The 23155-nt window shown below is 51.4% G+C and carries 21 protein-coding genes, 2 tRNA genes, 1 other RNA gene and 1 pseudogene; 8 read left to right on the top strand and 17 right to left on the bottom strand.

Annotated elements, in window-relative coordinates; all coding sequences use genetic code 11:
- Positions 1–157: 157 nt before the first annotated feature.
- Both mdtG and ABK821_RS17350 read left to right on the top strand, forming a co-directional pair.
- Positions 158–1408, top strand: a complete 1251-nt coding sequence (mdtG, locus tag ABK821_RS17355; RefSeq protein WP_138361149.1) for a multidrug efflux MFS transporter MdtG — start codon at positions 158–160, stop codon at positions 1406–1408.
- 90 nt (positions 1409–1498) lie between these two features.
- Positions 1499–1885 (top strand): MysB family protein, encoded by a 387-nt coding sequence (locus tag ABK821_RS17350; protein ID WP_138361148.1) that lies wholly within the window; start codon positions 1499–1501, stop codon positions 1883–1885.
- Positions 1886–1889: 4 nt separating this feature from the next.
- On the opposite strand, the gene ABK821_RS17345 is transcribed toward ABK821_RS17350, so the two are convergent.
- From ABK821_RS17345 to mdoG, 3 genes are all read right to left on the bottom strand, one after another.
- Entirely contained in the window at positions 1890–2117 is a 228-nt protein-coding gene (locus ABK821_RS17345; protein ID WP_138361147.1) for a YceK/YidQ family lipoprotein, read from the bottom strand.
- A gap of 68 nt (positions 2118–2185) precedes the next feature.
- On the bottom strand, positions 2186–4711 hold the full coding sequence (gene mdoH / locus ABK821_RS17340; RefSeq protein WP_138361146.1) for a glucans biosynthesis glucosyltransferase MdoH: 2526 nt from the start codon (positions 4709–4711) through the stop codon (positions 2186–2188).
- Complete coding sequence (gene mdoG, locus ABK821_RS17335; protein ID WP_206665974.1) at positions 4704–6260, bottom strand: glucans biosynthesis protein MdoG; 1557 nt, start codon at positions 6258–6260, stop codon at positions 4704–4706. The genes mdoH and mdoG overlap by 8 nt, the downstream gene beginning before the upstream one ends.
- A gap of 252 nt (positions 6261–6512) precedes the next feature.
- Here mdoG and mdoC point away from each other — a divergent pair, with 252 nt between their 5' ends.
- Positions 6513–7673, top strand: coding sequence for a glucans biosynthesis protein MdoC (mdoC, locus tag ABK821_RS17330; protein ID WP_343178468.1), 1161 nt, complete (start codon positions 6513–6515; stop codon positions 7671–7673).
- 39 nt (positions 7674–7712) lie between these two features.
- On the opposite strand, the gene ABK821_RS17325 is transcribed toward mdoC, so the two are convergent.
- From ABK821_RS17325 to ghrA, 6 genes are all read right to left on the bottom strand, one after another.
- Positions 7713–8300 (bottom strand): helix-turn-helix domain-containing protein, encoded by a 588-nt coding sequence (locus ABK821_RS17325; protein ID WP_343178467.1) that lies wholly within the window; start codon positions 8298–8300, stop codon positions 7713–7715.
- Positions 8301–8372: 72 nt separating this feature from the next.
- Positions 8373–8894 (bottom strand): O-acetyl-ADP-ribose deacetylase, encoded by a 522-nt coding sequence (ymdB, locus tag ABK821_RS17320; protein WP_138361143.1) that lies wholly within the window; start codon positions 8892–8894, stop codon positions 8373–8375.
- A gap of 213 nt (positions 8895–9107) precedes the next feature.
- Positions 9108–9590 carry a DUF1097 domain-containing protein gene (locus tag ABK821_RS17315; protein ID WP_138361142.1) on the bottom strand — a complete coding sequence of 161 codons (483 nt, stop codon included), beginning with the start codon at positions 9588–9590 and terminating at the stop codon, positions 9108–9110.
- A 102-nt stretch (positions 9591–9692) separates the two neighbouring features.
- Complete coding sequence (locus ABK821_RS17310; RefSeq protein ID WP_138361141.1) at positions 9693–10247, bottom strand: molecular chaperone; 555 nt, start codon at positions 10245–10247, stop codon at positions 9693–9695.
- Between the two features lie 22 nt (positions 10248–10269).
- On the bottom strand, positions 10270–11007 hold the full coding sequence (locus ABK821_RS17305) for a phosphatase (RefSeq protein WP_171034873.1): 738 nt from the start codon (positions 11005–11007) through the stop codon (positions 10270–10272).
- Positions 11008–11093: 86 nt separating this feature from the next.
- Positions 11094–12032, bottom strand: a complete 939-nt coding sequence (ghrA, locus tag ABK821_RS17300; protein WP_343178466.1) for a glyoxylate/hydroxypyruvate reductase GhrA — start codon at positions 12030–12032, stop codon at positions 11094–11096.
- Positions 12033–12299: 267 nt separating this feature from the next.
- On the opposite strand from ghrA, the gene ABK821_RS17295 reads away from it, so the two are divergent.
- Both ABK821_RS17295 and ABK821_RS17290 read left to right on the top strand, forming a co-directional pair.
- Positions 12300–12387, top strand: a tRNA-Ser gene (locus tag ABK821_RS17295).
- A 222-nt stretch (positions 12388–12609) separates the two neighbouring features.
- Positions 12610–12745: non-coding RNA, RtT sRNA (locus ABK821_RS17290), on the top strand.
- 557 nt (positions 12746–13302) lie between these two features.
- On the opposite strand, the gene ABK821_RS17285 is transcribed toward ABK821_RS17290, so the two are convergent.
- Together ABK821_RS17285 and dgcN are read right to left on the bottom strand one after the other, a co-directional pair.
- Entirely contained in the window at positions 13303–14172 is an 870-nt protein-coding gene (locus ABK821_RS17285) for a D-amino-acid transaminase (RefSeq protein WP_138363219.1), read from the bottom strand.
- A 167-nt stretch (positions 14173–14339) separates the two neighbouring features.
- Positions 14340–15341, bottom strand: coding sequence for an N-acetyltransferase DgcN (dgcN, locus tag ABK821_RS17280; RefSeq protein WP_138363218.1), 1002 nt, complete (start codon positions 15339–15341; stop codon positions 14340–14342).
- Positions 15342–15994: 653 nt separating this feature from the next.
- Here dgcN and ABK821_RS17275 point away from each other — a divergent pair.
- Positions 15995–16140: pseudogene (locus ABK821_RS17275) on the top strand (IS1 family transposase); the annotation flags it as partial.
- Positions 16141–16746: 606 nt separating this feature from the next.
- Here ABK821_RS17275 and ABK821_RS17270 read toward each other — a convergent pair.
- Genes ABK821_RS17270 through ABK821_RS17260 form a run of 3 tightly spaced genes read right to left on the bottom strand, consistent with a single transcriptional unit; the run spans position 16747 to position 18179 of the window.
- A complete protein-coding gene (locus ABK821_RS17270; RefSeq protein WP_343179156.1) occupies positions 16747–17418 on the bottom strand; it encodes a winged helix-turn-helix domain-containing protein in 672 nt (223 codons plus the stop codon).
- Positions 17419–17470: 52 nt separating this feature from the next.
- The gene (locus ABK821_RS17265; protein ID WP_343179157.1) at positions 17471–17863 is read right to left on the bottom strand and encodes an amino acid-binding protein; all 393 of its coding nucleotides are present in this window, start codon (positions 17861–17863) and stop codon (positions 17471–17473) included.
- Positions 17856–18179: an antibiotic biosynthesis monooxygenase gene (locus ABK821_RS17260; protein WP_343179158.1), complete on the bottom strand. Its 324-nt coding sequence runs from the start codon at positions 18177–18179 to the stop codon at positions 17856–17858. The genes ABK821_RS17265 and ABK821_RS17260 overlap by 8 nt, the downstream gene beginning before the upstream one ends.
- A 389-nt stretch (positions 18180–18568) precedes the next feature.
- On the opposite strand from ABK821_RS17260, the gene ABK821_RS17255 reads away from it, so the two are divergent.
- A tRNA-Ser gene (locus tag ABK821_RS17255) sits at positions 18569–18656 on the top strand.
- A gap of 409 nt (positions 18657–19065) precedes the next feature.
- A complete protein-coding gene (locus ABK821_RS17250) occupies positions 19066–19359 on the top strand; it encodes a YciI family protein (RefSeq protein ID WP_138363214.1) in 294 nt (97 codons plus the stop codon).
- Positions 19360–19410: 51 nt separating this feature from the next.
- Here ABK821_RS17250 and phoH read toward each other — a convergent pair whose 3' ends face one another.
- The 3 genes from phoH to efeO all read right to left on the bottom strand — a co-directional run bounded on the left by phoH (position 19411) and on the right by efeO (position 23127).
- Positions 19411–20199, bottom strand: a complete 789-nt coding sequence (phoH, locus tag ABK821_RS17245; protein ID WP_171034958.1) for a phosphate starvation-inducible protein PhoH — start codon at positions 20197–20199, stop codon at positions 19411–19413.
- A 515-nt stretch (positions 20200–20714) separates the two neighbouring features.
- Complete coding sequence (gene efeB / locus ABK821_RS17240; RefSeq protein WP_138363212.1) at positions 20715–21995, bottom strand: iron uptake transporter deferrochelatase/peroxidase subunit; 1281 nt, start codon at positions 21993–21995, stop codon at positions 20715–20717.
- 4 nt (positions 21996–21999) lie between these two features.
- The gene (efeO, locus tag ABK821_RS17235; RefSeq protein WP_142502140.1) at positions 22000–23127 is read right to left on the bottom strand and encodes an iron uptake system protein EfeO; all 1128 of its coding nucleotides are present in this window, start codon (positions 23125–23127) and stop codon (positions 22000–22002) included.
- Positions 23128–23155: the final 28 nt, after the last annotated feature.

Below are 23155 nucleotides of genomic sequence, written 5' to 3'. Positions count from 1 at the left end.
CCCGCATCTGAATACGGATGTGGGATAACTCTGCCATCTGTCAGCCTTTTTTAAGCTTTAAAAGCTGTCCTCCATTGCGGCAACCCTTTCCCGGGCGCATAATTAGCATGCTCATATTTTCAATTGTTTGACCTGCGCTGCAGGCCAGTGGGAACCTATGCCGGCTGCTGATACTTCGATTAACTGGAAGCGTAACCTTACCGTCACCTGGCTTGGCTGTTTTTTAACCGGCGCCGCCTTCAGCCTGGTAATGCCATTTCTCCCTCTGTATGTTGAACAACTCGGCGTAACCGGCTACAGCGCGCTTAATATGTGGTCAGGGCTGGTTTTCAGCATTACCTTTTTATTTTCTGCTATCGCTTCGCCATTCTGGGGTGGGCTGGCTGACCGTAAAGGCCGCAAAATTATGCTGCTGCGCTCGGCCCTCGGCATGGGGATCGTCATGTTGCTGATGGGACTGGCGCAAACAATCTGGCAATTTCTGATCCTGCGCGCACTGTTAGGTCTGCTTGGCGGATTCATTCCTAACGCCAATGCCCTGATTGCCACCCAGGTTCCCCGACAAAAGAGCGGGTGGGCGCTGGGAACGCTATCGACAGGCGGCGTCAGCGGTGCGCTGCTTGGGCCGTTGGTGGGGGGGATTCTGGCCGATAACTGGGGATTGCGTACCGTCTTCTTTATCACTGCGACTGTGTTGTTTATTTGTTTCTTATTTACCTGGTTTCTTATCCGCGAGCAGTTTGTGCCGGTTAATAAAAAAGAGATGCTCAACGCGAAGGCTGTTGTCTCTTCGCTGAAAAATCCGAAGCTGGTGCTGAGTCTGTTTGTCACATCGCTGATTATTCAGGTCGCCACAGGTTCAATTGCCCCGATTCTGACGCTATACGTGCGCGATCTTGCGGGTAATGTCAGTAATATTGCGTTTATTAGCGGTATGATTGCGTCAGTACCCGGCGTTGCGGCCCTGCTCAGCGCACCGCGTCTGGGGAAACTGGGCGACCGCATCGGGCCGGAAAAAATCCTGATTGCCGCGATGGTGATCTCCGTTGTCCTCCTTATACCGATGTCGTTCGTGCAGACGCCACTGCAACTGGGGATCCTGCGTTTTCTGTTAGGCGCGGCCGACGGGGCGTTATTACCCGCGGTGCAAACATTACTGGTATATAACTCCACCAACCAGATATCCGGTAGAATTTTCAGCTACAATCAGTCATTTCGCGATATTGGCAACGTCACCGGACCGCTGATTGGCGCATCGGTTTCCGCTAACTATGGCTTCCGTGCCGTCTTTTTAGTCACCGCCTTTGTGGTGCTGTTTAACGCGATCTATTCAACCCTCACTCTTCGCCGCCCTCGCCGCAATCGCGCCTCTGATAATCCGGGTTCCGGCCAGCATTCCGTAAATTAATATTGCGAGCCCATTCCTCTCTTGACGCCTGACCCGACGCCTTCTATAGATTGAATCGTGTTCATTTCTATTCTTCTTAGGGGGTTAGCCATGTCAAAGGAGTTAATGTTCTATGCCACGCTTGAAGAAGCTATTGATGCAGCCCGCGAAGAGTTTCTTGCTAATCATTCAGATAGCGATGAAGAGAATGCCAGCGTCGAACAATTAAATATTCAGAAATACGTACTCCAGGATGGCGATATCGCCTGGCAGGCTGAATTTCTTGCCGATGAAGATGAGGACGGAGAATGTCAACCTATACTCATCGGCCAGGCGGCACAAAGCGTCTTTGACGGCGATTATGACGAAATTGAGCTACGCCAGGAGTGGCTTGAAGACAATACGCTGCACGAGTGGGATGAAGGCGAGTTTCAGTTAGAACCCTCTCTGGATAGCGAAGAGGGTCAGACCGCAGCCGATGAGTGGGATGACCGCTAGCGTATTAGTTGTAAGGACCGTGGCTGGCATCAAGCGGCAGCAGTAACGTATCAAACACCAGCGAAAAGGGCAGATCGAGAATGGTGATATAACGCCATGAAGAATCCCGGACGTCCCACTGAACGCCTGGATAATACTGATTTCCATGCCCCTGTCCGGGCACGGTACGACTGATAATACTACCGCAGCCGCTAAGCAGCAGCGTCATAGCGATAGCCAGTAAAACTCTCATCAAAAACCTCAACTCTCTGGTAAAAAAATACCGGCACAATTGCCGGTATTTTCCTTAACGTACGGCTTTCATCGTTTTAACGCGAGGGGATTCAGCGTCAACTGTTGATACGCCGTCACCCACGAAGAATATTTTTCCGGCGCGGCCCATACACGATAATGCATACGCGACATCGTGACCGGATCGCTCAGCAACACCAGGCGGCGGTCACGATTAAGCTTATCCGGCATCTCATTCAGCGCCTGTTCAACATGGCGTTCGCGCGCAGTATCGAGAATATGACCGTGACGATGACGCGCCGTCGCCATCGCGGTTGCCAGTGCGTTAAACGACGGGTTAAATACCGCGTGCATAAAACCATCGTCCAGGGAACGCTGACGGTTCAGCGTCAGGAAGGTATCGGTATCTTTTAACACCTGCGGCGGAGAATACTCTTCCGGGATCAGGAACAGCTTGCATCTCTTGGTACGCAGACCGATTGTCGCACGGCTGGAAATCGCCGACACAAACGGAGACAAGATAAGCGAAAACACGATTGGCGCCAGCCAGAACAGAAAACGCAGATCCAGCCACGCCATGCCAATCGCCCAGACCAGGCCCAGCAGCAGTTGTGAACCGTGACGCATAAACGCTTCGCTCCACGGGGTGGAGTCATCATCACGCTGCGGCGAGTTCCACACGACTTCCCAGCCGAGAAACGCACTGACCACAAACACAGTGTGAAACAACATTCGCACTGGCGCCAGCAGCACGGAAAAAAGCACTTCCAGCAGCAGAGAAAGCGTGACGCGGATAAAGCCGCCGTACGCTTTTGGCCCTTTACACCAGATCAGAATAACGCTCAGTAACTTCGGCAGGAACAGCAGCACCATAGTCGAGGCAAACAGCGCAATTGCCAGCTCCGGGCGCCACTGCGGCCAGACCGGGAACAACTGCCGCGGCTGCAGGAAATACTGTGGCTCAGTCAGGGCATGTACAACCTGCAAAGCGGTAGACAGCGCAAGGAACATAAACCATAGCGGCGCCGAGAGGTAAGACATGACACCGGTCAGGAACACCGCACGGTGAACCGGATGCATTCCCTTCACCAAAAACAGACGGAAGTTCATCAGGTTACCCTGGCACCAGCGGCGATCGCGCTTCAGTTCGTCCAGCAGGTTCGGCGGTAACTCTTCATACGAACCGGGAAGATCGTAGGCAATCCACACCCCCCATCCGGCGCGACGCATCAACGCCGCCTCCACAAAATCGTGCGACAGAATGGAACCGGCAAAGTTACCCTCTCCCGGTAACGGTGCCAGCGCACAGTGCTCAATAAACGGCTTTACGCGGATAATCGCGTTATGACCCCAGTAGTGCGACTCGCCTAATTGCCAAAAGTGCAGGCCCGCGGTAAACAGCGGACCATACACACGCGTGGCAAACTGCTGACAACGAGCATAGAGCGTATCCATACCGGAAGCGCGCGGCGACGACTGGATAATCCCGGCATTCGGGTTCGCTTCCATGAGCCGAACCAGTCCGCTCAGGCACTCGCCGCTCATCACCGAGTCAGCGTCCAGCACCACCATGTAACTGTACTGGCTGCCCCACCGGCGACAGAAATCATCAATGTTGCCGCTTTTGCGTTTTACGCGCCGACGGCGGCGACGGTAGAAAATCTGCCCTTCACCCTGCACTTCAGCGATCAGTTCCATCCACGCTTTTTGCTCCGCCACGCAGATATCCGGGTTGTAGCTATCGCTAAGGATATAGACATCAAAGTGCCTGGCGTTACCGCTGGCTTTTACTGACTCCCAGGTCGCCCGCAGCCCGGCGAAAACGCGGTCCACGTCTTCATTACAAATCGGCATGATGAGCGCAGTACGATGTTCCGGATTCAGCGGCTCGTCTCCGATGGTCGACGCAGAAATGCTGTATTTATCGCGCCCGATCAGCAGTTGCAGGAACCCCATTAATGCCGTCCAGAACCCCGCGGAAACCCAGCAGAAAAGCACCGCAAACAGAACCAGAATCCCTGACTGCAACACATAGGGCAGCAGTTGCATAAAGGACACCCAAAGGTTCTGCCCAACCATGTCCATCGGATTAATCAGCGCCCAACCTTGATACGGTAAGATAGTTTTCATGTACCAGGTCGCCACGATGGTCTGCGACAAGGTCAACAACAGCAATATATAGCGGCGGATAGTACCCACAGTTCGCCACTTCTGTTCGCTCTCCAGCTCTTCTTTACTCAGGCGAGTGAGGTAACGGGGCGTGACATCACGACCACGCAGACGATCCCAGAACCGCCCGATGGGATTGGTTCGCCACGGGTCCGGAAACATAGAGGAACGCTTTATTTCTGGCATGGCATTCAGTTGGGTGCGACCTTCATCATCTTTAATCAACTGCTCACCAGACAGCGAATGCGGCCAGCTATGCGCCAGTCGCGACTTTACCGAGCCCAGCGGTGAATCGTCTTCGCGATGATAAACATGATGCTCCGCGTCCAGCGCTTCATGGACGGCCTGTAGACTCGCGTCGGGTAATGCGGTTTTCTCCGCCTCCGACAGCGGCAATGCGTCGATGTACTTCGTTATCTTATTCATTGGCAGGCAGCTGATAGCTCCAGGTTTCACTCAACGTCGTCTGGTCGGCATTGACCAGCGCAGCGCGCATGTCCGTCGTTTTCTTCGGATCTTTCACTTTTACGCGCAGGATCAGGCGCCAGCCTTTCGTCACTGGATTATAGCGCACGCTGTTTTCAACGATTTCGCCGTTATCACCAATGCTGGCCTGCGCGGTTACCGGCGTATCCGCAGGCATCTTTTTCATGTCATCGCCGATAAAATCAACAATAAAAGCGATAGTGCCATCAGGCTGGCGGATCAGATTTGATTGCTTGACATCACCAGTGGAACGACGAGTCTGCATAACGTACGCGTTATCCGGCGCATGCAATTTATCTTCGTCACGGGTGAAAGTGATAGTGTATCTGAAGTTCATCTCTTTACCGGGTTCCGGCAGTTGATCCGGCGTCCAGTAGGTAACGATATTATCGTTGGTTTCATCGTTGGTCGGGATCTCAACCAGTTCGATTTTCCCTTTCCCCCAATCGCCTTTTGGCGTAATCCACGCGCTTGGGCGCAAATCGTAACGATCGTCAAGGTCTTCAAAACGCGAGAACTGACGACCTCGCTGCAGCAAGCCAAATCCCTGTGGATTCTCCATTGCATAACTGCTGACAGCGAGATGTTTTGGATTATTCAGAGGACGCCAGATCCACTCACCATTACCGGCAAGGATAGAAAGCCCGTTGGAATCGTGCAGCGCCGGACGGTAGTTAATGGTGGGAGATGGCTGATGCGGCCCAAACAGGAACATACTGGTTAACGGAGCGATCCCCAGTTTCCCCACTTTATCGCGCAGATAAATTTTCGATTGTACGTCCACGACAGTATCGCGACCCGGCATGATGATAAAGCGATAAGCGCCTGTGGCACGCGGGGAATCCAGTAACGCATAGATAGTCAGACGCTTATCCGTGGCTTTTGGACGCTCAATCCAGAACTCACGAAAACGCGGGAATTCTTCGCCGGAAGGCAGCGCAGTGTCAATGGCGAGCCCACGGGCAGAAAGCCCATACACCTGGCCCTGGCCCAGCACGCGAAAGTAGCTGGCGCCGAGCATACTGACTATTTCATCGTTCTTATCTTTGCTGTTGATCGGATACAGGACCTTAAAGCCCGCGAACCCCAGATCTTTAACCGTATCTTTATCGTGCTGGACATTGCCAAAATTGAAATAGTCCGGGCTATATTTAATTTTATGCACGCTGGTTGCAGTGACTTCATTAATGGTCACCGGTGTGTCGAAATACATCCCCTGATGATAAAACTCAAGTTTGAAGGGGGTTTTCAGATTGTTCCAATAGGCTTTATCGTGATTAAACTGAATTTGCTGATAGTCAGCGTACTTCATATCGCGGAAGACAGAGGGCAGGTTACTTTTTGGCGCTTCGTAGCCTTTACCAGCTAGCGTTTGAGCTTCTTTTGCGACATCATCAATGCTGAATGCCCATGCAGATGAAGTACACAGGGACAACATGACAGCTGCACTTAACCAACGCATTTTCATCATCTGTGGTTTATGTTTCATATAAGTAAGCACTTCCCCCTTTGTGTGCTTAAATCGATCCGATCTATTTTAATGGAAACTCGGGCAATCCGACAACATAATCCCTGTATTGTTCAGCTTAGCGGTACAGGGAACAAACAGTTCACTCTCTCAGTCGCACTTTACGTACTTATCCTGGAGACAGATACCCGGGGTTCATGTAGGGTTACAGTGAATTTAAAGCTTATCGCATTGAGTGGTAAGACGAATTGTCTGAGAATGCCGTGAAATCGTATGAATAATACTCCAGTACAGCGTGAATATTTCCTCGACAGCATCCGCGCCTGGTTAATGCTGTTAGGTATCCCTTTTCACATCTCGCTCATCTATTCCAGCCACAGCTGGCATGTTAATAGCGTCGAGCCCTCATGGTGGTTGACATTGTTTAATGACTTCATCCACGCCTTTCGCATGCAGGTGTTCTTCGTGATTTCCGGCTATTTTTCCTACATGCTCTTTCTGCGCTATCCGCTTAAGAAATGGTGGAAGGTACGCATTGAACGGGTGGGAATTCCCATGTTAACCGCCATTCCGCTACTCACCCTTCCGCAGTTCATTATGCTGCAGTATGTCAATGGAAAAACGGAGAACTGGCATGCGCTCTCGGGTTATGAAAAATTCAACACACTGGTCTGGGAACTCATCTCACACCTGTGGTTTTTATTAGTTCTGATGGTACTGACGACATTAGGCGTTGTGCTGTTTAAGTGGCTGGCACAGCGGCGTTCTGCCGCAGCATCCACTTTCGGTGACACGGTCACATTAAGGCAGCTATCGGTCATTTTCCTGGTTCTCGGCGTGCTATATGCCATCATTCGCCGCACGCTATTCATTTTATATCCGCCGATTCTCAGCAACGGTCTGTTCAACTTTATCGTCATGCAGACGCTGTTTTATCTGCCGTTCTTTATACTCGGCGCCCAGACATTTATTAACGCACGCCTGAAAACGATGTTGACCACTCCGTCACCTGGGTGTTTTACCGCGGCGCTGTTGGGTTTTATCGCTTACCGCCTCAATCAACAGTATGGCTCCGGCGATGGCTGGATGTATGAAATAGAATATATTATTACCATGGTGCTGGGTCTGTGGATGGTCAATGTCGTCTTTTCGCTTGGACACCGTTTACTCAATTTTCAGTCAGCACGCGTGACCTATTTCGTCAATGCATCGCTGTTTATCTATCTGGTTCACCACCCGTTAACTCTGCTCTACGGAGCCTGGATAGCGCCGGTAATTAAATCAAATATCCTGGGATTTATGACCGGGCTGGTTTTTGTTGTTGGAATTGCTCTGATTCTGTATGAAATCCATCTGCGGATACCGCTGTTGCGCTTTCTTTTTTCCGGGAAATACCCACAAAAAGCGGCTAAACCGCAGACGTCGACCTGCTAACGCCAACAGAAAGACAGACTGTATTTCATGTAAACCAGCCTACTTTTTCGCGAACAGCAGACGAAAGACATCACGATACAGACCTTCCATTGCCGTTTTATCCACTATCGATGTGACCAGTTCACGTCGATAGGCGGCACCTTCCGTTAATATGGCGATAAATTCGCAGGCGGCATTAATGTGTTCATCGCTCATATCAGGATGGTAGTGCCGGGTAAGCCGCCCCCCTTCTTCTTTCAAACGGCGATCGGCCTGCAGCATAATGTCTCGCAGGCGCGGGTTCCTGGACGCTTCCGCGTTAATTTCCATCAACAGATAATTATCATTTTTAGTATGCTCATTCACGGGGATCGCCCCCGCTAAAATCGCTGCCATCCGGGATAAATCGTGATTCCCGGCAATCAATTCGCCGACTCTGGCATTAACGATTTCCGTGACAATCGCTTCAACAATTTCTTCTTTACTGGCAAAGATGCGGTACAACTGCCCTACGCTCAGGCCAGCCTGGCGTGCAATATCCGCAACCGAAGCTCCGTGCAGCCCCTTTTCCGCGAAGCATTTTTGCGCCGCATTAACAATTTCTCCTCGGCGAATCTGTTGTTTTTGCAATACTTTCCCTACAGCCACCGATTACTCTCCCGCGGTGATAATTTCCGGCTAAAAACGCATAGTTTACTTCAACAACCGCGCGATACGCGACTACACCTGAAGCAATTGTCTGTAGATGCCGGCGGTTTCGGGATCAAAGCAAACAAAACAGACACGTTCCAGCGGCGTATAGCGGGTAAGAAACGCCGTCACCGTCCGTACCGCTATCTCTGCCGCCGCACGTTTAGGATAGCCATAAACGCCGGTGCTAATCGCCGGAAATGCAATGGATCGGTAGTTATTTGCCGAGGCCAGCAGCAAACTATTTTTATAAACATCAGCCAGTAGCTCCGCTTCCTGCTGGCTACCACCATGCCAGACAGGCCCTACGGCGTGAATAACCGCGCTGGCGGGTAAATTTCCCGCGAGGGTAATCACCGCATGGCCTGGCGGACACTCCCCCTGCTGTTGCCGCACCACTTTACAGGCGGCCAACAGTTCCGGCCCTGCGGCACGATGGATCGCGCCGTCAACACCGCCGCCGCCAAGCAGCGAGGGGTTTGCCGCATTCACGATAACATCGACGGCAAGTTTTGTAATATCGCCGAGAATAACCTCAGGTTGAACAGCCATTTATCCTCCTGCCGACATACGTCTTAAGATTGATATTCGTGGATAATATGACACGACAGCCCTCATGACGAAAGGCGAAGAAGATGTTGACGATAATCAGCCATCAGAACAGGCATCGCGCTATGGTGATAATAAAACCGATGAGTGGCTTAACTGAGCAGCAGTAACCTGAACGGGCTGGGTACTAAGGTAATGAAAGCGGCCTATGTGAGATCAGTTGCTTTCATTAGCAAGCGGCTTATTTTTCTCCGCGCGCGCCGCCAGCCACAGCCCACTATTTTTCATGGCGTAACCAAATACCAGGCCCAGCGCCAGGGAAGGCACAACTACATGCCAGTCGCCATTACCCGCAAACGTTGAACAGGCGCCAATAAAGGTCCCGGGAACAAAAGATAACCACAGCCTGCGTGCCTGCATACACATCAGGAACGCCACGATCCCCGTCATGATATAACTCAGGATTTCAAATTGCGGTGCCAGCGCGCTACCATACATGATAACCAGCGCCCACACCACGCCGCTCATTACCGTGCATGTCGAGATCAGCAGCCCCTTCAGCCCGCCCTGTGGGCAAGCAAAGTAAGCCGTACAGCCGAGGAAACCCGCCCAGCTTAGCAGGCCAAGCGCGACCGCCACCCATCCCCAAATACCAGAAAGAATGCCGGTCGTTAATGCGATTGCGAAGAGTATATTCATGGCGCGTATCATAGCAGATACGCGACCCATAAATGAGATACAAAGCACATTATGCGGAATAGCGAACATTTCGTTGCATATAAATTGTGATTCTAGTCACACTTAATCGTTATGCTGTTCCTGCAGTTCATCCCACATTGCGGAGAGGGCTTCACGGGTCAACGGGGCCATTGTCCGCCAGAACGGTGTAACCGCATGCGCTTCAACTTTGCCGAGGAATGAGCCGCACCACGGCAGAATATATTCAGCAAAGAGGGTTTCCAGAACCTCGTCTTCATCCTCTGTCGCGTGATCTTCCAGCCACGAGGCCGCTAACAGTAGCGATCCTAAATGATCCGCCATCCCCTCACCTGTCGGGATGCCATGAGCGGTAAAAAATCCCCGAACTTCCGCTTCCGTTGCGCCATCTACCCATGCGCTACGATAGGGCGCAACGCTGCACTCTTTACCAACAAACAACGCATTGTATTCCGTGGCCAGAGACGGCATATCGCAGCTCTTTTGCAGCCGTTCCAGCAGTTCATCCTGCTCCAGCGGCCAGCTCGCCGCCAGCTTCCCTTCGCGAATAAGGGTAAACAGCGGGACCAGCAGCGGATCCTGCGGCTGACGATAATATAACGAACCCAACACGCGGCAGAGGATGGAAAACTCATTCATTTATTTATTCCAGTTTTTAAAATTACAGTTCAGCAAACTCAGGAATCGGTGGCATTCCACGTGATTCAAGAAAATTAAGCAGGCGACGCGGCGTCACGTTAAGAATTCTGTCTTCAGGAAAATCGACGGCATCGAGGATTTTACGACATTCGGCAAATTCACCAAGCGTGAACGCCGTGTGAGAATCCGAACCCAGCGCAACCCATCCTCCGGCATCGCGCACGGCCGCAGCCACGGCGCGACAATTATCCTCACTGCCAATGCGCGAGGAAACAAAAGATGAATTATTGATTTCCAGTGCAACATTATACTTCGCCGCAGCGGCGGCAATAGCCGGGATATCAACCGGAAACTTTGGGTTGCCGGGATGGCTGATAATATGAACCGCACCGCTCGCCATAGCCGCAATCATCGCCTCGGTATGGACCGCTTTATTCTGAGGCGGAAAAACCGGCTCGTGAAAGCCGGCGATAATCAAATCCAGCGAGTTAAGCATCGGTCCGGTACAATCTATTTCACCTTGAGTATTTTTGATATTCGCTTCAATGCCACGCAGGATGCCGACGCCATCAACCAGACGAGGCCAGATACGCATATTGACAAAATGCCAGTAGTGCGGCGCATCAGCCATATCTGGCCCATGATCGGTAATGGCAAAGAGTTTAATTTCCTTGCGCCTGGCTTCAGCAATATAGTCATGCAGAGTGCTATATGCATGGGTGCTGGCGACGGTGTGCATGTGCAGGTCAACAGGATACATCACAATCTCCTTCTTTTTGTTTGTGGCAAGGATAGCAGGAATCTGAGTATATGATCAGCAAAACCCCGCCGCGACGGGCTTAGCGCTTAGTATCCCAGCCTGCGATCCACCTGCCCGCTCACCTTTTCACCTCGTTCCAGTTGACCAATCGTTGTGGCGATATACGCTATCGCTTCCAGCGGTCGGGTGACGGCTGCGATATGCGGCGTCATCGCCACCCGGGGGTGCGCCCAGAGAGGGTTCTCTTTGGGCAACGGTTCGCGGCTGAAGACATCTAGCATCGCCCCTTTCAGCTTGCCGCTATCCAGAGCCGCCAGCAGATCGTCTTCAATCACATGAACGCCTCGCGCCAGGTTCAGCACATAGCTGTTATCCGCAAGCTGAGACAACAGCGCTTTATCAATGATTCCGGCGGTTTCCGCGGTGTCAGGCAGTAGATTAATCAGTACACGTGTACCCGAGAGGAACGTGTTCAGCTCTTCTTTTCCGGCAAAACTGGTCACCTGTGGCCAGGCTTTACGGCTACGACTCCAGCTACGCAATGGGAACCCCCAGGGACGCAGCCCCTCAGCCACTTTAGCGCCCAGCACGCCAGCGCCCATAATTCCAATAGTGAACTCTTCGCGCAGGTACTCATCCAGCGGATGCCAGCATGCTTCCTGCTTCAAGGCCTGGTAATCGTCGAAACGACGGAACCAGTGAAGCACCTGACTCACCGCGTATTCCTGCATCTGCAACCCCATGCCGGTATCTTCCAGGCGGAACAACGGAATCGACTGCGGCAGCATCTCCGGATGCTCCCGGAGCTTTCTAAGAATTGAATCAACGCCGGCACCAAGAGCAAAGACTGCTTTCAGTTCTCGTCCTTGCAGCATATCTACCGGTGGATGCCAGACCAGAGCATAGTCTGCAGGTTGGTTATCGCCGGTTTTCCACTCGCGGACTCGAGAACCCGGCAACTGTTTTTCCAGTTCCGCAATCCAGTAAGGTGTGTCGAAGGTTGGGTGGTAAAAGATGATATCCATGAAGACTCCTGATAGCCGACGCCACGTACGGTGACGTCAACGCGGTATTTTACTCTTTGTTTTCTATTAAGTTGCCAGCATAGCAAATTTCACCTGACCCGCGAGTGAAAAAGGGAATGGCGAGAAAAAAATCAATTTCCGCGTACTTAGGCAGCAAGTTGCCTGAAGTTTGGCTAAACGCGCGTTTTTTTCAAAAAGGTGATTGACGGGCGAAACGTATTTCCCTAAATTAGCGGCCGTTCCCGAGATCAGCGGGAAAGACAATATGGTGAGGTGTCCGAGTGGCTGAAGGAGCACGCCTGGAAAGTGTGTATACGGCAACGTATCGGGGGTTCGAATCCCCCCCTCACCGCCATCTTTAAAGAAGAGCGCGTACGCAAGTACGGGCTCTTTTTTGTATATCGCACACTCAGGGGGGGATGAGAAGCCCCGACCGGGGGTCAACAACTGGCGCAGCCAGTTGGACAGATGACGAGCCCGCGAGAAATCTGCCCGCAGGGCGAGCGCAGCGAGTCAATCCCCCCCTCACCGCCATCTTTAAAGAAGAGCGCGTACGCAAGTACGGGCTCTTTTTTGTATATCGCACACTCAGGGGGGGATGAGAAGCCCCGACCGGGGGTCGACAACTGGCGCAGCCAGTTGGACAGATGACGAGCCCGCGAGGAATCTGCCCGCTGGGCGAGCGCAGCGAGTCAATCCCCCCCTCACCGCCATCTTTAAAGAAGAACGCGTACCAGGTACGGGCTCTTTTTTGTATATCGCACACTCAGGGGGGGGATGAGAAGCCCCGACCGGGGGTCGACAACTGGCGCAGCCAGTTGGACAGATGACGAGCCCCCGAGGAATCTGCCCGCAGGGCGAGCGCAGCGAGTCAATCCCCCCCTCACCGCCATCTTTAAAGAAGAGCGCGTACGCAAGTACGGGCTCTTTTTTGTATATCGCACACTCAGGGGGGGATGAGAAGCCCCGACCGGGGGTCGACAACTGGCGCAGCCAGTTGGACAGATGACGAGCCCCCGAGGAATCTGCCCGCAGGGCGAGCTCAGCGAGTCAATCCCCCCTCACCGCCATCTTTAAAAAAGAGCGCGTACCAGGTACGGGCTCTTTTTTGTATATCGCACACGCCGGGGGGGATGAGAAGCCCCGACCGGGGGTCGACAACTGGCGCACGCCCGCAGCTTGATGGAGATGAAAGGGAAAGCGTGGACCATATTCATGTGCCAGACCACGGGTCAGACACGCGGCTATTTTAACGTGTTGCTCGCCAGGCTCACCCCAGCGGTCCCGCCTGGCGAGCAACATTTTCCAGGTAGATCTGGCGCAAGCGCCGTGTCAGCGGACCGGGCCTCCCGTCGCCAATAAGCTGGCCATCTACACTGATCACCGGCCAGACGAATGTCGTGGCAGAACTAATAAACACTTCTCGCGCCTCGCGTGCTTCCTCCGGAGTGAACAGGCGTTCCTCCAGATGGATATCGTGCTGCGCCGCCAGTTGTAATAGCGCATGGCGCGTAATACCGTGCAGAATATCATGGCTCCGCGGACGGGTTACCACAACATTATCCGCCGTAACGATATAACAGTTACAGGAACTGCCTTCAGTAATAAACCCGTTTTCCACCAAAAAAGCATCATCGGCACCCTGGGCATGCGCCATTGCTTTTGCCAGGCACGGGGCCAGCAATTGCACAGTTTTAATGTCCCGCCTGTGCCAGCGGATATCCGGGCAGGTGATCACCCGGATACCGGTTTCTGCCATCGGGTGATTTACCACTGCTCGCGCCTGAGTAAACAGCACCAGGGTGGATGCAATATCCTTTTCCGGGAAATTGAAGTCCCGATCACCGGCGTTCCCCCGGCTCAATTGCAGATAAATTCCCCCTTCCCGCAGTCTGTTACGTGTAATGAGTTCGTCATGTATAGCGCGTAACTCTGCATCGCTAACTGGCAAAGTTAACTCCAGCTCCTGACAGGAACGATGCAGACGCGCCAGATGCCCATCAAACTCAATGACCTGTCCGTTCACCACTGCTGTCACTTCATAAACGGCATCGGCAAATAAAAAACCACGGTCAAAAACAGAAACTTTTGCGTCCTCGGCAGGCAAATACTGCCCATTGACGTAGACGGTACGTGACATGTTGTTCTCCTGATAAACGGCCGGATAACTGCGTCAGCCCCACAATGTACTCTCTGGCGGATAGCACTCACGGTTTCGTAACGTAAATCTGATTCACGATCCTGGGCCAACAGCCACGGAGCATCGCGATCCTCCATTGCCGGATTATGCAGCGACTGTAAGTTCCCTTACTCATCCGCTAACTGGTCGACAATAGCACCCACCCCCTGACGGAAGGGGTCGATAACCGGTAAATCATACTGTTTTGCCAGTTGCTTCATCAGTGTGAAGGCGGCGTCTTCGCTCAGTGCGGCAGTATTTACCGAGATACCAACAAACCGGGCTTTGGGGTTAGTCAGTTGCGCTGTTTTCAGACTCAAGGCCATGCAATCACCCAGTTCAGGAATCGGATAATCCACGCCGCGCATCGTACGGCGAGTGGGTTCGTGACACAGCACCAGCGCATCGGGTTGCGCACCGTGAATGAGTCCTGTCGTCACTCCAGCGAAGGACGGGTGGAATAACGACCCCTGTCCTTCAATAACATCCCAGTGATCCGCCTCGTTATCCGGGGTCAGCGTTTCCACTGCGCCGGAGACAAAATCCGATACGACGGCATCGATGCTCACTCCCGCGCCACTGATCAAAATCCCGGTCTGGCCGGTGGCGCGGAAGGTTGCTTTGCCACCGCGCGCCAGGATCTCCCGTTCAATCGCCAACGCGGTATACATTTTACCGCAGGAGCAATCAGTACCCACCGGTAGCAAGCGTTTACCACTGCGTTTGCGGCCGTTCGCCACGGGGTATTGTTGTTCCGGGTGGCGCACATCGAACAGTTTGCGCCCAAGACGCGCCGCCAACGCGTTCAGTTCCGGTACATCAGCCAGTTTGTTATGCAGCCCGGCAGCCAGATCCATACCGCTTTGCAGCGCGGCGCTTAATACAGATATCCACTGGCTGGAAATAATCCCGCCACGGTTCGCGACACCCACCACCAGGGTTTTTGCTCCCGCCGCTTTCGCTACGGCAATATCCATATCCACTAAATGGCAATCTGCATGACAATTCTCCATGCGAAACTGACCGACGCAATATTCCGGATGCCATTGTTTAATCCCCTCAGCGACTTTTGCCGCCAGTTGATCATGGGCATCGCCTAAAAAAAGTAAATACGGCTTTTTAATTTCCATTATTTATCCCCCACAGGATAATGAAAAGTAAATAAAATAACTCAGATTTAACAATCCGCAGGATTAAAGACTCACTTTGACTACTATCGAGAATATCAGCAGTTTTTTTGTTGTCAATAAAGTTAAAATAAGGCGATATTAACCAATTAATAATTGAAATTGCAGTTTTTTGCACTAAGGAAAAGACATTTAATTCTTATAAAAATGATATTACTCTTTAAATAATACGTTACGCCTGCGCCTCTCCGAAAAAAAAATCAAAAAAATTTACCCCACCAAACATAATTGGTGTGCCAGACCTTATCCTGCCAGGAACACACTATTCATAATATAATTTCTCATACCTGGCTCAGTGATGCCTCAATAAAGTGCAGTCATGCACCGCAGCCCCAAAATAGTGCAAAGCATCCCTGTTTATGGTCTGCCCGGTAATGATGGCAAAAAGAGCGATAACGAATACGACATACATTCAGGCACAACGGTTGCTTAATAATTTTAGATCGATGATTACATTTCGTGATAAGAAGAATGAATGATAAACATCTTATTTATTGTTAAATTATATTTTCATTTACCCCCCCCTGAAATGTTAATAATTTATTATAATCAGAACCATTTATGATACGTGTTTCTAACACCAAAAGTTCATGCCCACATCCCTGCCGATCGCCTGTGCTGACGTGGCACTTATCTGTGAACCTAATGACAAAGTCATTTTGCCGCCAGTAAAACACTCCGGCACTGGAACTGGAGTGCGTACAACACAAGAACGGGAGACGTACTGGCCTACACCTTTGGGATAAAAATAAAGAACCACAAATACCCGCGGAAAACTATTTTTTCAAAGATGAAATAAGCAATAAAAATAACCATAATTATTTGCAACAAGAGATTTGAAAAATACCTTTCTTATTTTTACACCCATAAAAACCTCAACCCACTGCTTTAAAAACCCGGAAGTAACTGCTAATTGAAAGGGTTAACACTTTCGCTATTTTTGGGGGAAATCATCCTGAAAAACACAAATCAGATATTACACCCCTGAAACGTCTTAGCTTGTTGAAGTGGTTATTATTTCAAGTCTGCCCGTACATTACTCCCCTCATTCATTTCATCTGACGATGGTTAACATTACTAGCGAATAAGACGCAAATCCAGACTATTTACGTCTGACTGTTTACTTTCCTTTACTCCACCAGAATCAGAGAAAATAAAGAAACGATGCAGGCCTAAAGCCTGGATAATCATGGCAGAATCCCACCTTCACAGGCAGAAGAGCGGCCTTGATCCTGCCGCGAATATACTCATCGCAGGTAATGTCACAAAGGCGCTCAAATTCAGCTTTTTTGTTGATTAGTGGTGAATATGTTTATATCGGTTGGCGCGACTCTCTGCCGTGGGAAAATCAGGTATTTTTAATACTCTCCGATATACACAGCCCGAACAATTTCTTAAATGCCCTTTTTCCACTGGAAGTAACGCGCACTTCCCTAAACCCTTTAGCCCTGCTTAACCAGCCTTTCTGCTCACAACAGGCAAAAAAAGCGGCGCCGGCCTCTCCGCCAAGATGGAATCGCCGTTCACTCCAGTCAAGGCAGGCGCAGCATTCTTTACGCCGAGTTTTTGGGTTCAGTTTAACGCCCAACTGTCGGAACCGTTCATGTCCTGCTAACATCAGTGAAGCGCCATCGGCAGTTACCCAACCTTCAGAAATCATACAATCATAAAGATTAACCGCGATTTCCCCGGCGAAATGGTCATAACATGTTCGAGAAATACGTAATGAGGACGGTGTACTTATTTTCGCTATCGATTCTGAGCGCCATGATACACCCATCATATGCTCAAGCAGCCTGGCGATATGCGTCCCCGCCAGCCGGTAGTATCGATGACGCCCCTGAGAAAGACAGATAATCAGTTTCTCGCTGACAAGCCGGGATAAATGAGAGCTGGCTGTTGACGCTGCAATATCGGCTACAACGCTTAACTCAGTAGCCGTCCATGCGCGTCCATCCATCAAGGCACAGAGCATTTTTACACGAGATGGGTCTGATATGGCAGCCGCTAAAGCTGCCATTGAATATTCCAGAGCATCGCTACTGTCAATGCAGTCCGTACGTCTTAATACCTTACTCATGCATTACAGCCCATTTTTCTGTCACTTTACTGGCAACCATATCATTATCTGTCATAAGGATCAGTTGGTTTGCATGGTCGCTGTATTGGCATAATATATTAATACCATTCTCGGCCAGCACTGCCGCTATCTCTCCCAATTCACCGGGGCGTTTTTGCTTAAGTTTTCGGATCACAGGTCGGCATACACGCTCAACCTGAAAACCTCGCTCTTCGAGCACAATTTTCGCATCATCACCGTTTTCGACAAGAAAATGAGCATGCCCCTTGCCAGCGATAGTAAAAACACCACCGCCTTCAAGACCAATACCATTTTGTCCCAGTACCGTTCCCAATGCGGCCAGTTCACCGACGTTATTATTTAAAACAACATGAATATCAAACATTTTTTCTTCCTGTGGTTTCGGATGCGTAGTCTCTAATCACATGTGCAATACGGATACGATAAAGAGAAAAAATAGAACGACGGCCTTCCACCTGCGCCGCTTTATGCAAAATGTTTTGTTTCCAAAGTAACACTGACTCTTCGTCTCGCCACCATGACAACGAAAGGATCTTTCCTGATGTTGTCATGCTCTGGAAGCGTTCTATAGAGATAAAACCATCAATATCTGCCAGCAGTGGTTTTAATTCCGCAGCCAACTGGAGATAACGCGCTTGTTGCGTGGCAACAACATCGGCTTCAAAAAGCACCGCGATCATATTCCTGTCCTCAACATATTTGGTGGAATATGACTGTACCGTTTTCAGCACAGTACACTTCGATGGCGGACGAAATATGAGTGTCATCGCGGATAAGAACAAATAAGTGTTAAGAAAGCGGGCACTTCGGCATAAAATGAAAAGACCAGCGCGCATGATGGAAAAGGTTGCGGCATATGCTGTCCACGAGTTATACAAAATCTCTGCCGAGAGTGAAAAACGCACGACCTGATTCACAGCATTAACATTTCTATTCCATAACTCTACAGCCCGTTGTGTTCATTGCTTAACCGAACGATACAGAAAAAATAAATACTGCTTGACCGTTTTAGCGCAACTCCCTATAGTAGCGCCCCGTTGCCGCCTAAGGTGAGCAGCAGAAAAAATATGGTGAGGTGTCCGAGTGGCTGAAGGAGCACGCCTGGAAAGTGTGTATACGGCAACGTATCGGGGGTTCGAATCCCCCCCTCACCGCCATCTTTAAAGAAGAGCGCGTACGCAAGTACGGGCTCTTTTTTGTATATCGCACACTCAGGGGGGGGGATGAGAAGCCCCGACCGGGGGTCGACAACTGGCGCAGCCAGTTGGACAGATGACGAGCCCGCGAGGAATCTGCCCGCAGGGCGAGCGCAGCGAGTCAATCCCCCCCTCACCGCCATCTTTAAAGAAGAGCGCGTACGCAAGTACGGGCTTTTTTTTTGTATATCGCACACTCAGGGGGGATGAGAAGCCCCGACCGGGGGTCGACAACTGGCGCAGCCAGTTGGACAGATGACGAGCCCGCGAGGAATCTGCCCGCAGGGAGCTGATCCCCCACTCAATCCACTATCCTCCTGCATCTCCACCATGCTACTTTTATATACCCATATAAAAGATGGACAGAAGAATGAGCACCATCGCAGTTGTTGTTCTGACTTACCATAAACCGCTTAATGAAGTGGATGCACTGCTGGCTGAGCATGTGGCATGGCTTAAGAAAGGTTATTCGGCGGGGATATTTCTCGCATCAGGGCGCAAAATTCCTCGCTCAGGTGGTGTGATTCTGGCTAAAGGAGATGACCTGGATTTGTTGCATAACTGGCTGAGACAGGATCCATTTCAGCAATCGGGCATCGCTAACGTCGAAATCATCCCTTTCGAAGCCACGATGACCGCCCCCTCTCTGCAAAATTTACTTTAGCCCCATATAAACAAAGCCCGGTCATCCCGGGCTTTGCAGGTTAAATATGAATCAGTAATAGGCCTGAAGCGCACGCTGACAAAGGGTTGATCGCACGCAATCGTCCGCCGTAAAGCGCACAATGCCCACCATCTCATCTTCCTCAAAACGCGCCAGCGCATCGGCAAGGCCCGACCTCACCCCAGATGGCAAATCGCACTGGGTAATGTCGCCGTTGACGATAACCGTCACGTTTTCCCCGAGGCGAGTCAAAAACATCTTCATTTGCGCAGCGGTCACGTTCTGAGCCTCATCCAGAATCACCACCGCATTCTCAAATGTTCGCCCGCGCATATAAGCAAACGGTGCGATTTCTACCTTGCCAATTTCCGGGCGCAGGCAGTACTGCATAAAGGAAGCCCCCAACCGCCTCACCAGTACGTCATAAACGGGTCGAAAATAGGGGGCGAACTTCTCGGCGATATCTCCCGGTAAGAAGCCGAGATCTTCGTCGGCCTGCAGCACGGGACGGGTAACAATAATTCTGTCCACATCCTTATGAATCAGGGCCTCAGCTGCTTTTGCCGCACTGATCCAGGTCTTCCCGCACCCGGCCTCGCCTGTCGCGAAAATCAGCTGTTTACTGTCGATGGCATTCAAATAATGCGCCTGAGCGTCATTGCGTGCTTCAATTGGCGATGCATCGCGGCTGTCCCGCGCCATACCAATTGCTTCTACGCCACTCATTTGCACAAGCGATGTGACCGATTCTTCTTCGCGTTGTTTATGGCTTCGCGAATCCTGTCTCAGCACACGTTTGGCCTCACGACGAGCTCTGGTCACTGCTTTTTGTCTTCCCATGGATAGCACCTTGCGTTGTTGGTTTACATCACACGCGTCAATATCGACGCGATTATGCGCACGAACGATTGAGGTTTGGCTTCCTTGTAAGCCATTGCTTGCATGACGAATTGACAGAGGGTTATGGCTACGCGCACCGATAACCTTGCCGGTGTATGGATTTTCTGTTGTGTATGGGGATGGGGATAGATTTGAGGGGCAGTAATCACGGTCGGAAATGCGACCCCCGTGCTGATAAGTACGGTATGAAGCTTGACGTTTTCCGTTACAGCAATCGGGCATTCGCGATCTCCATGGTGAAACGACATCACTGCCGGGAACTACCGCGTCTGTAATAAGTACATCAAAAATAATTCTCAATGCAACTTATTTCTTACAGATAGACAACAAATAATTCTCATCGCAGCGGAAGAGAGTTTCCGACAATTAGATTACAGAAAAATTAAACAAGGCAGGAAATACAAAAAATGAATGGAAAAACAGCAGAAAACGCCCTGCCCTTACGGGCAGGATCGTCAGGCTTCGAGCAGTGATTGCCCCAGATAGTGCTGATTGTCGATAACTCCCGGCAGCACAAAGAAATAACCACCGCCAATCGGCTTCACATACTCTTCCAGAGGCTCTCCGTTAAGCCGCTTCTGCACCGTCAGAAACCCTTTTTCCAGATCGTGTTGATAGCAAACAAAAAGCAGCCCCATATCCAGTTGCCCGGCAGGGGTCACTCCCAGCGAATAGCTATAACCCCGTCGCATCATCAGGCTGGACGCGGTCTCCGGCGTGCGCGGGTTTGCCAGCCGAATGTGGCTATCAAGCGGAATGATATCACCGTCGGGATCTTTACTGTAATCCGGTACATCGTGTTCCTGCTGCATGCCAAGCGGAGCGCCAGTTTGTTTATCACGGCCGAAAATTGTTTGCTGCTCTTTTAACGGCGTGCGATCCCAGAACTCAACGTGAAACTGAATAATCCGCGCCGCCTGATAGCTACCGCCCGTCGCCCACGCCGGCTCGCCCTGGTCCTCGGTGACCCACACCACTTTATCCATTAACGCATTATCCGTGCTCTGCGGATTCGCGGTACCGTCTTTAAAACCCAGCAAATTAACCGGCGTCTCTTTGCCTCTGCTTCGCGCGGCGCTATCGGAGATAAAGCCTTCCCGCTTCCAGCGAACGCTGAGCAGATCCGGAGTATGCTTGATCACATCGCGCAGGGCATGAATCACCGTATCCTGCGTATTGGCACAAATCTGCAACAATAGATCGCCGTGGCAGAGCGCTGCATCAAGGGCATCGTTAGGAAAGCCCGTCATCTTTTGCAGCTTTTTCGGCGCATGACTGGCTAACCCGAAGCGCGCATCAAAGAGTGAATGGCCAACCGATACGGTCATCGTCAGATTATCCGGCGCGATCCACGGCCCCAGAATCCCCGAATCCATGGGCGGCAGGCGGGGATTCGGCGTCTGTGGCGCAGGCCCGCCTTTGGTCAGAAAGGCGATGCGCTGGGTCAGTAAGCGAAACAGTCGCTCCAGATCCGCTTTATCGCTGGCGAGCACATCAAACGCCACAATCATCATCGAGGCCTGCTGTGGCGTGAGCACGCCAGCCTGATGCGGTCCGTAAAACGGCTGAGTTTCCATACGGGCATTGGGTGACAACGTTCCCGGCGAGCTATTGTCTTTTGCCGCATGCGCTACCGGGCAACCGCCGGTGATGGCCAGCGCGCCGCCAAGCGCGCCGATCCCTTTTAATAACCGCCGGCGTGACGGTTCATTCAGATCATCTTTTTGCTCTGTCATCGACTTAGTCCAGACCGAGGATCCCACGCAACTGGGCCAGCTCTTCCGCCAGAGTGGTGATCGGCCCTTTCAACGCCGTACGATCCGCGTCCGTCAGCTTATCGTAGGTCTCAAAACCCTCTTTCGTGCGATATTTACTCAGGATAACATCCACTTTTTTGAAGTTGGCATCCACTTTCTCCAGCAGCGAACTGTTATCTTTTTGCAACTGCGGACGCAGCAGGTTAACGATTTTTTGTGCGCCATCAATGTTGGCCTGGAAATCCCACAGGTCGGTGTGGCTGTAACGGTCTTCTTCGCCGCTAATTTTGCTGGCCGCCACTTCTTCAATCAAATCCGCCGCGCCGCCAACCACTTTTGAAGGCGGGAATGCCAGTTCACTGATGCGTTTTTGCAGATCGAGAACGTCTGCATTCAGTTGATCGGCATATTTATCCATTCCTTTAACGCTGTTATCGCTAAACAGCGCTTTTTCCAGTCGATGGAAGCCAGTGAATTTCGGATCTTCCGCTTTTTTCTCGTAATCATCCTCGCGGGCATCAATATTGCTGTCGAGGTCAGAGAACAGCTCGGCAATCGGTTCGATGCGCTCATAATGCTGGCGTGTCGGCGCATACAGCGCTTTTGCCTTCGCGATATCGCCGGCTTTCACCGCATCGGTAAACGCTTTCGTCCCACTAACCAGTTCAGCGGTCTCTGCGGTAACGTAGGCTTTATACGCGGTAATGGCTCCGCCCAGGCTAAGTAACGCATCCGCTTTAGCCGCGTCTTTGGTCGCTTCGCCGGTTACCGTTAGTTTACCTTTGGGATTCGTCAGCAGGCCGCAGGTCATGTCATATTCGCCCGGCTGCAGATTCGCCGTCAGCTTTTGCGTAAAGCCGGGAGCAATATTCTCGCGCTCTTCCACCACCATCACCCCTTTCAGTATTTCCCACTCCAGGGCTTTCTGGCTGTGGTTTTGAATGATGAACTGCGTTTTACCCGCTTTCACAGTAACGTTCATCGGTTCACACTGTTTGTCGGTGACGGTAACTTTTACCTGCGGAATATCGGCAGCCTGAGCGTAAAAAGCAGAGCTGAACAGCGCAGCAACGGTAAGCTGCAGCGCATTGCGACGAAAATGATTCATCATGACCGTTCCTTTCGATAAGTATGTTGTA

Source organism: Klebsiella sp. KE9456, from assembly GCF_043832615.1.
Taxonomy (GTDB): domain Bacteria; phylum Pseudomonadota; class Gammaproteobacteria; order Enterobacterales; family Enterobacteriaceae; genus Klebsiella; species Klebsiella indica.
This window is presented reverse-complemented; position numbering and strand designations above follow the sequence as displayed.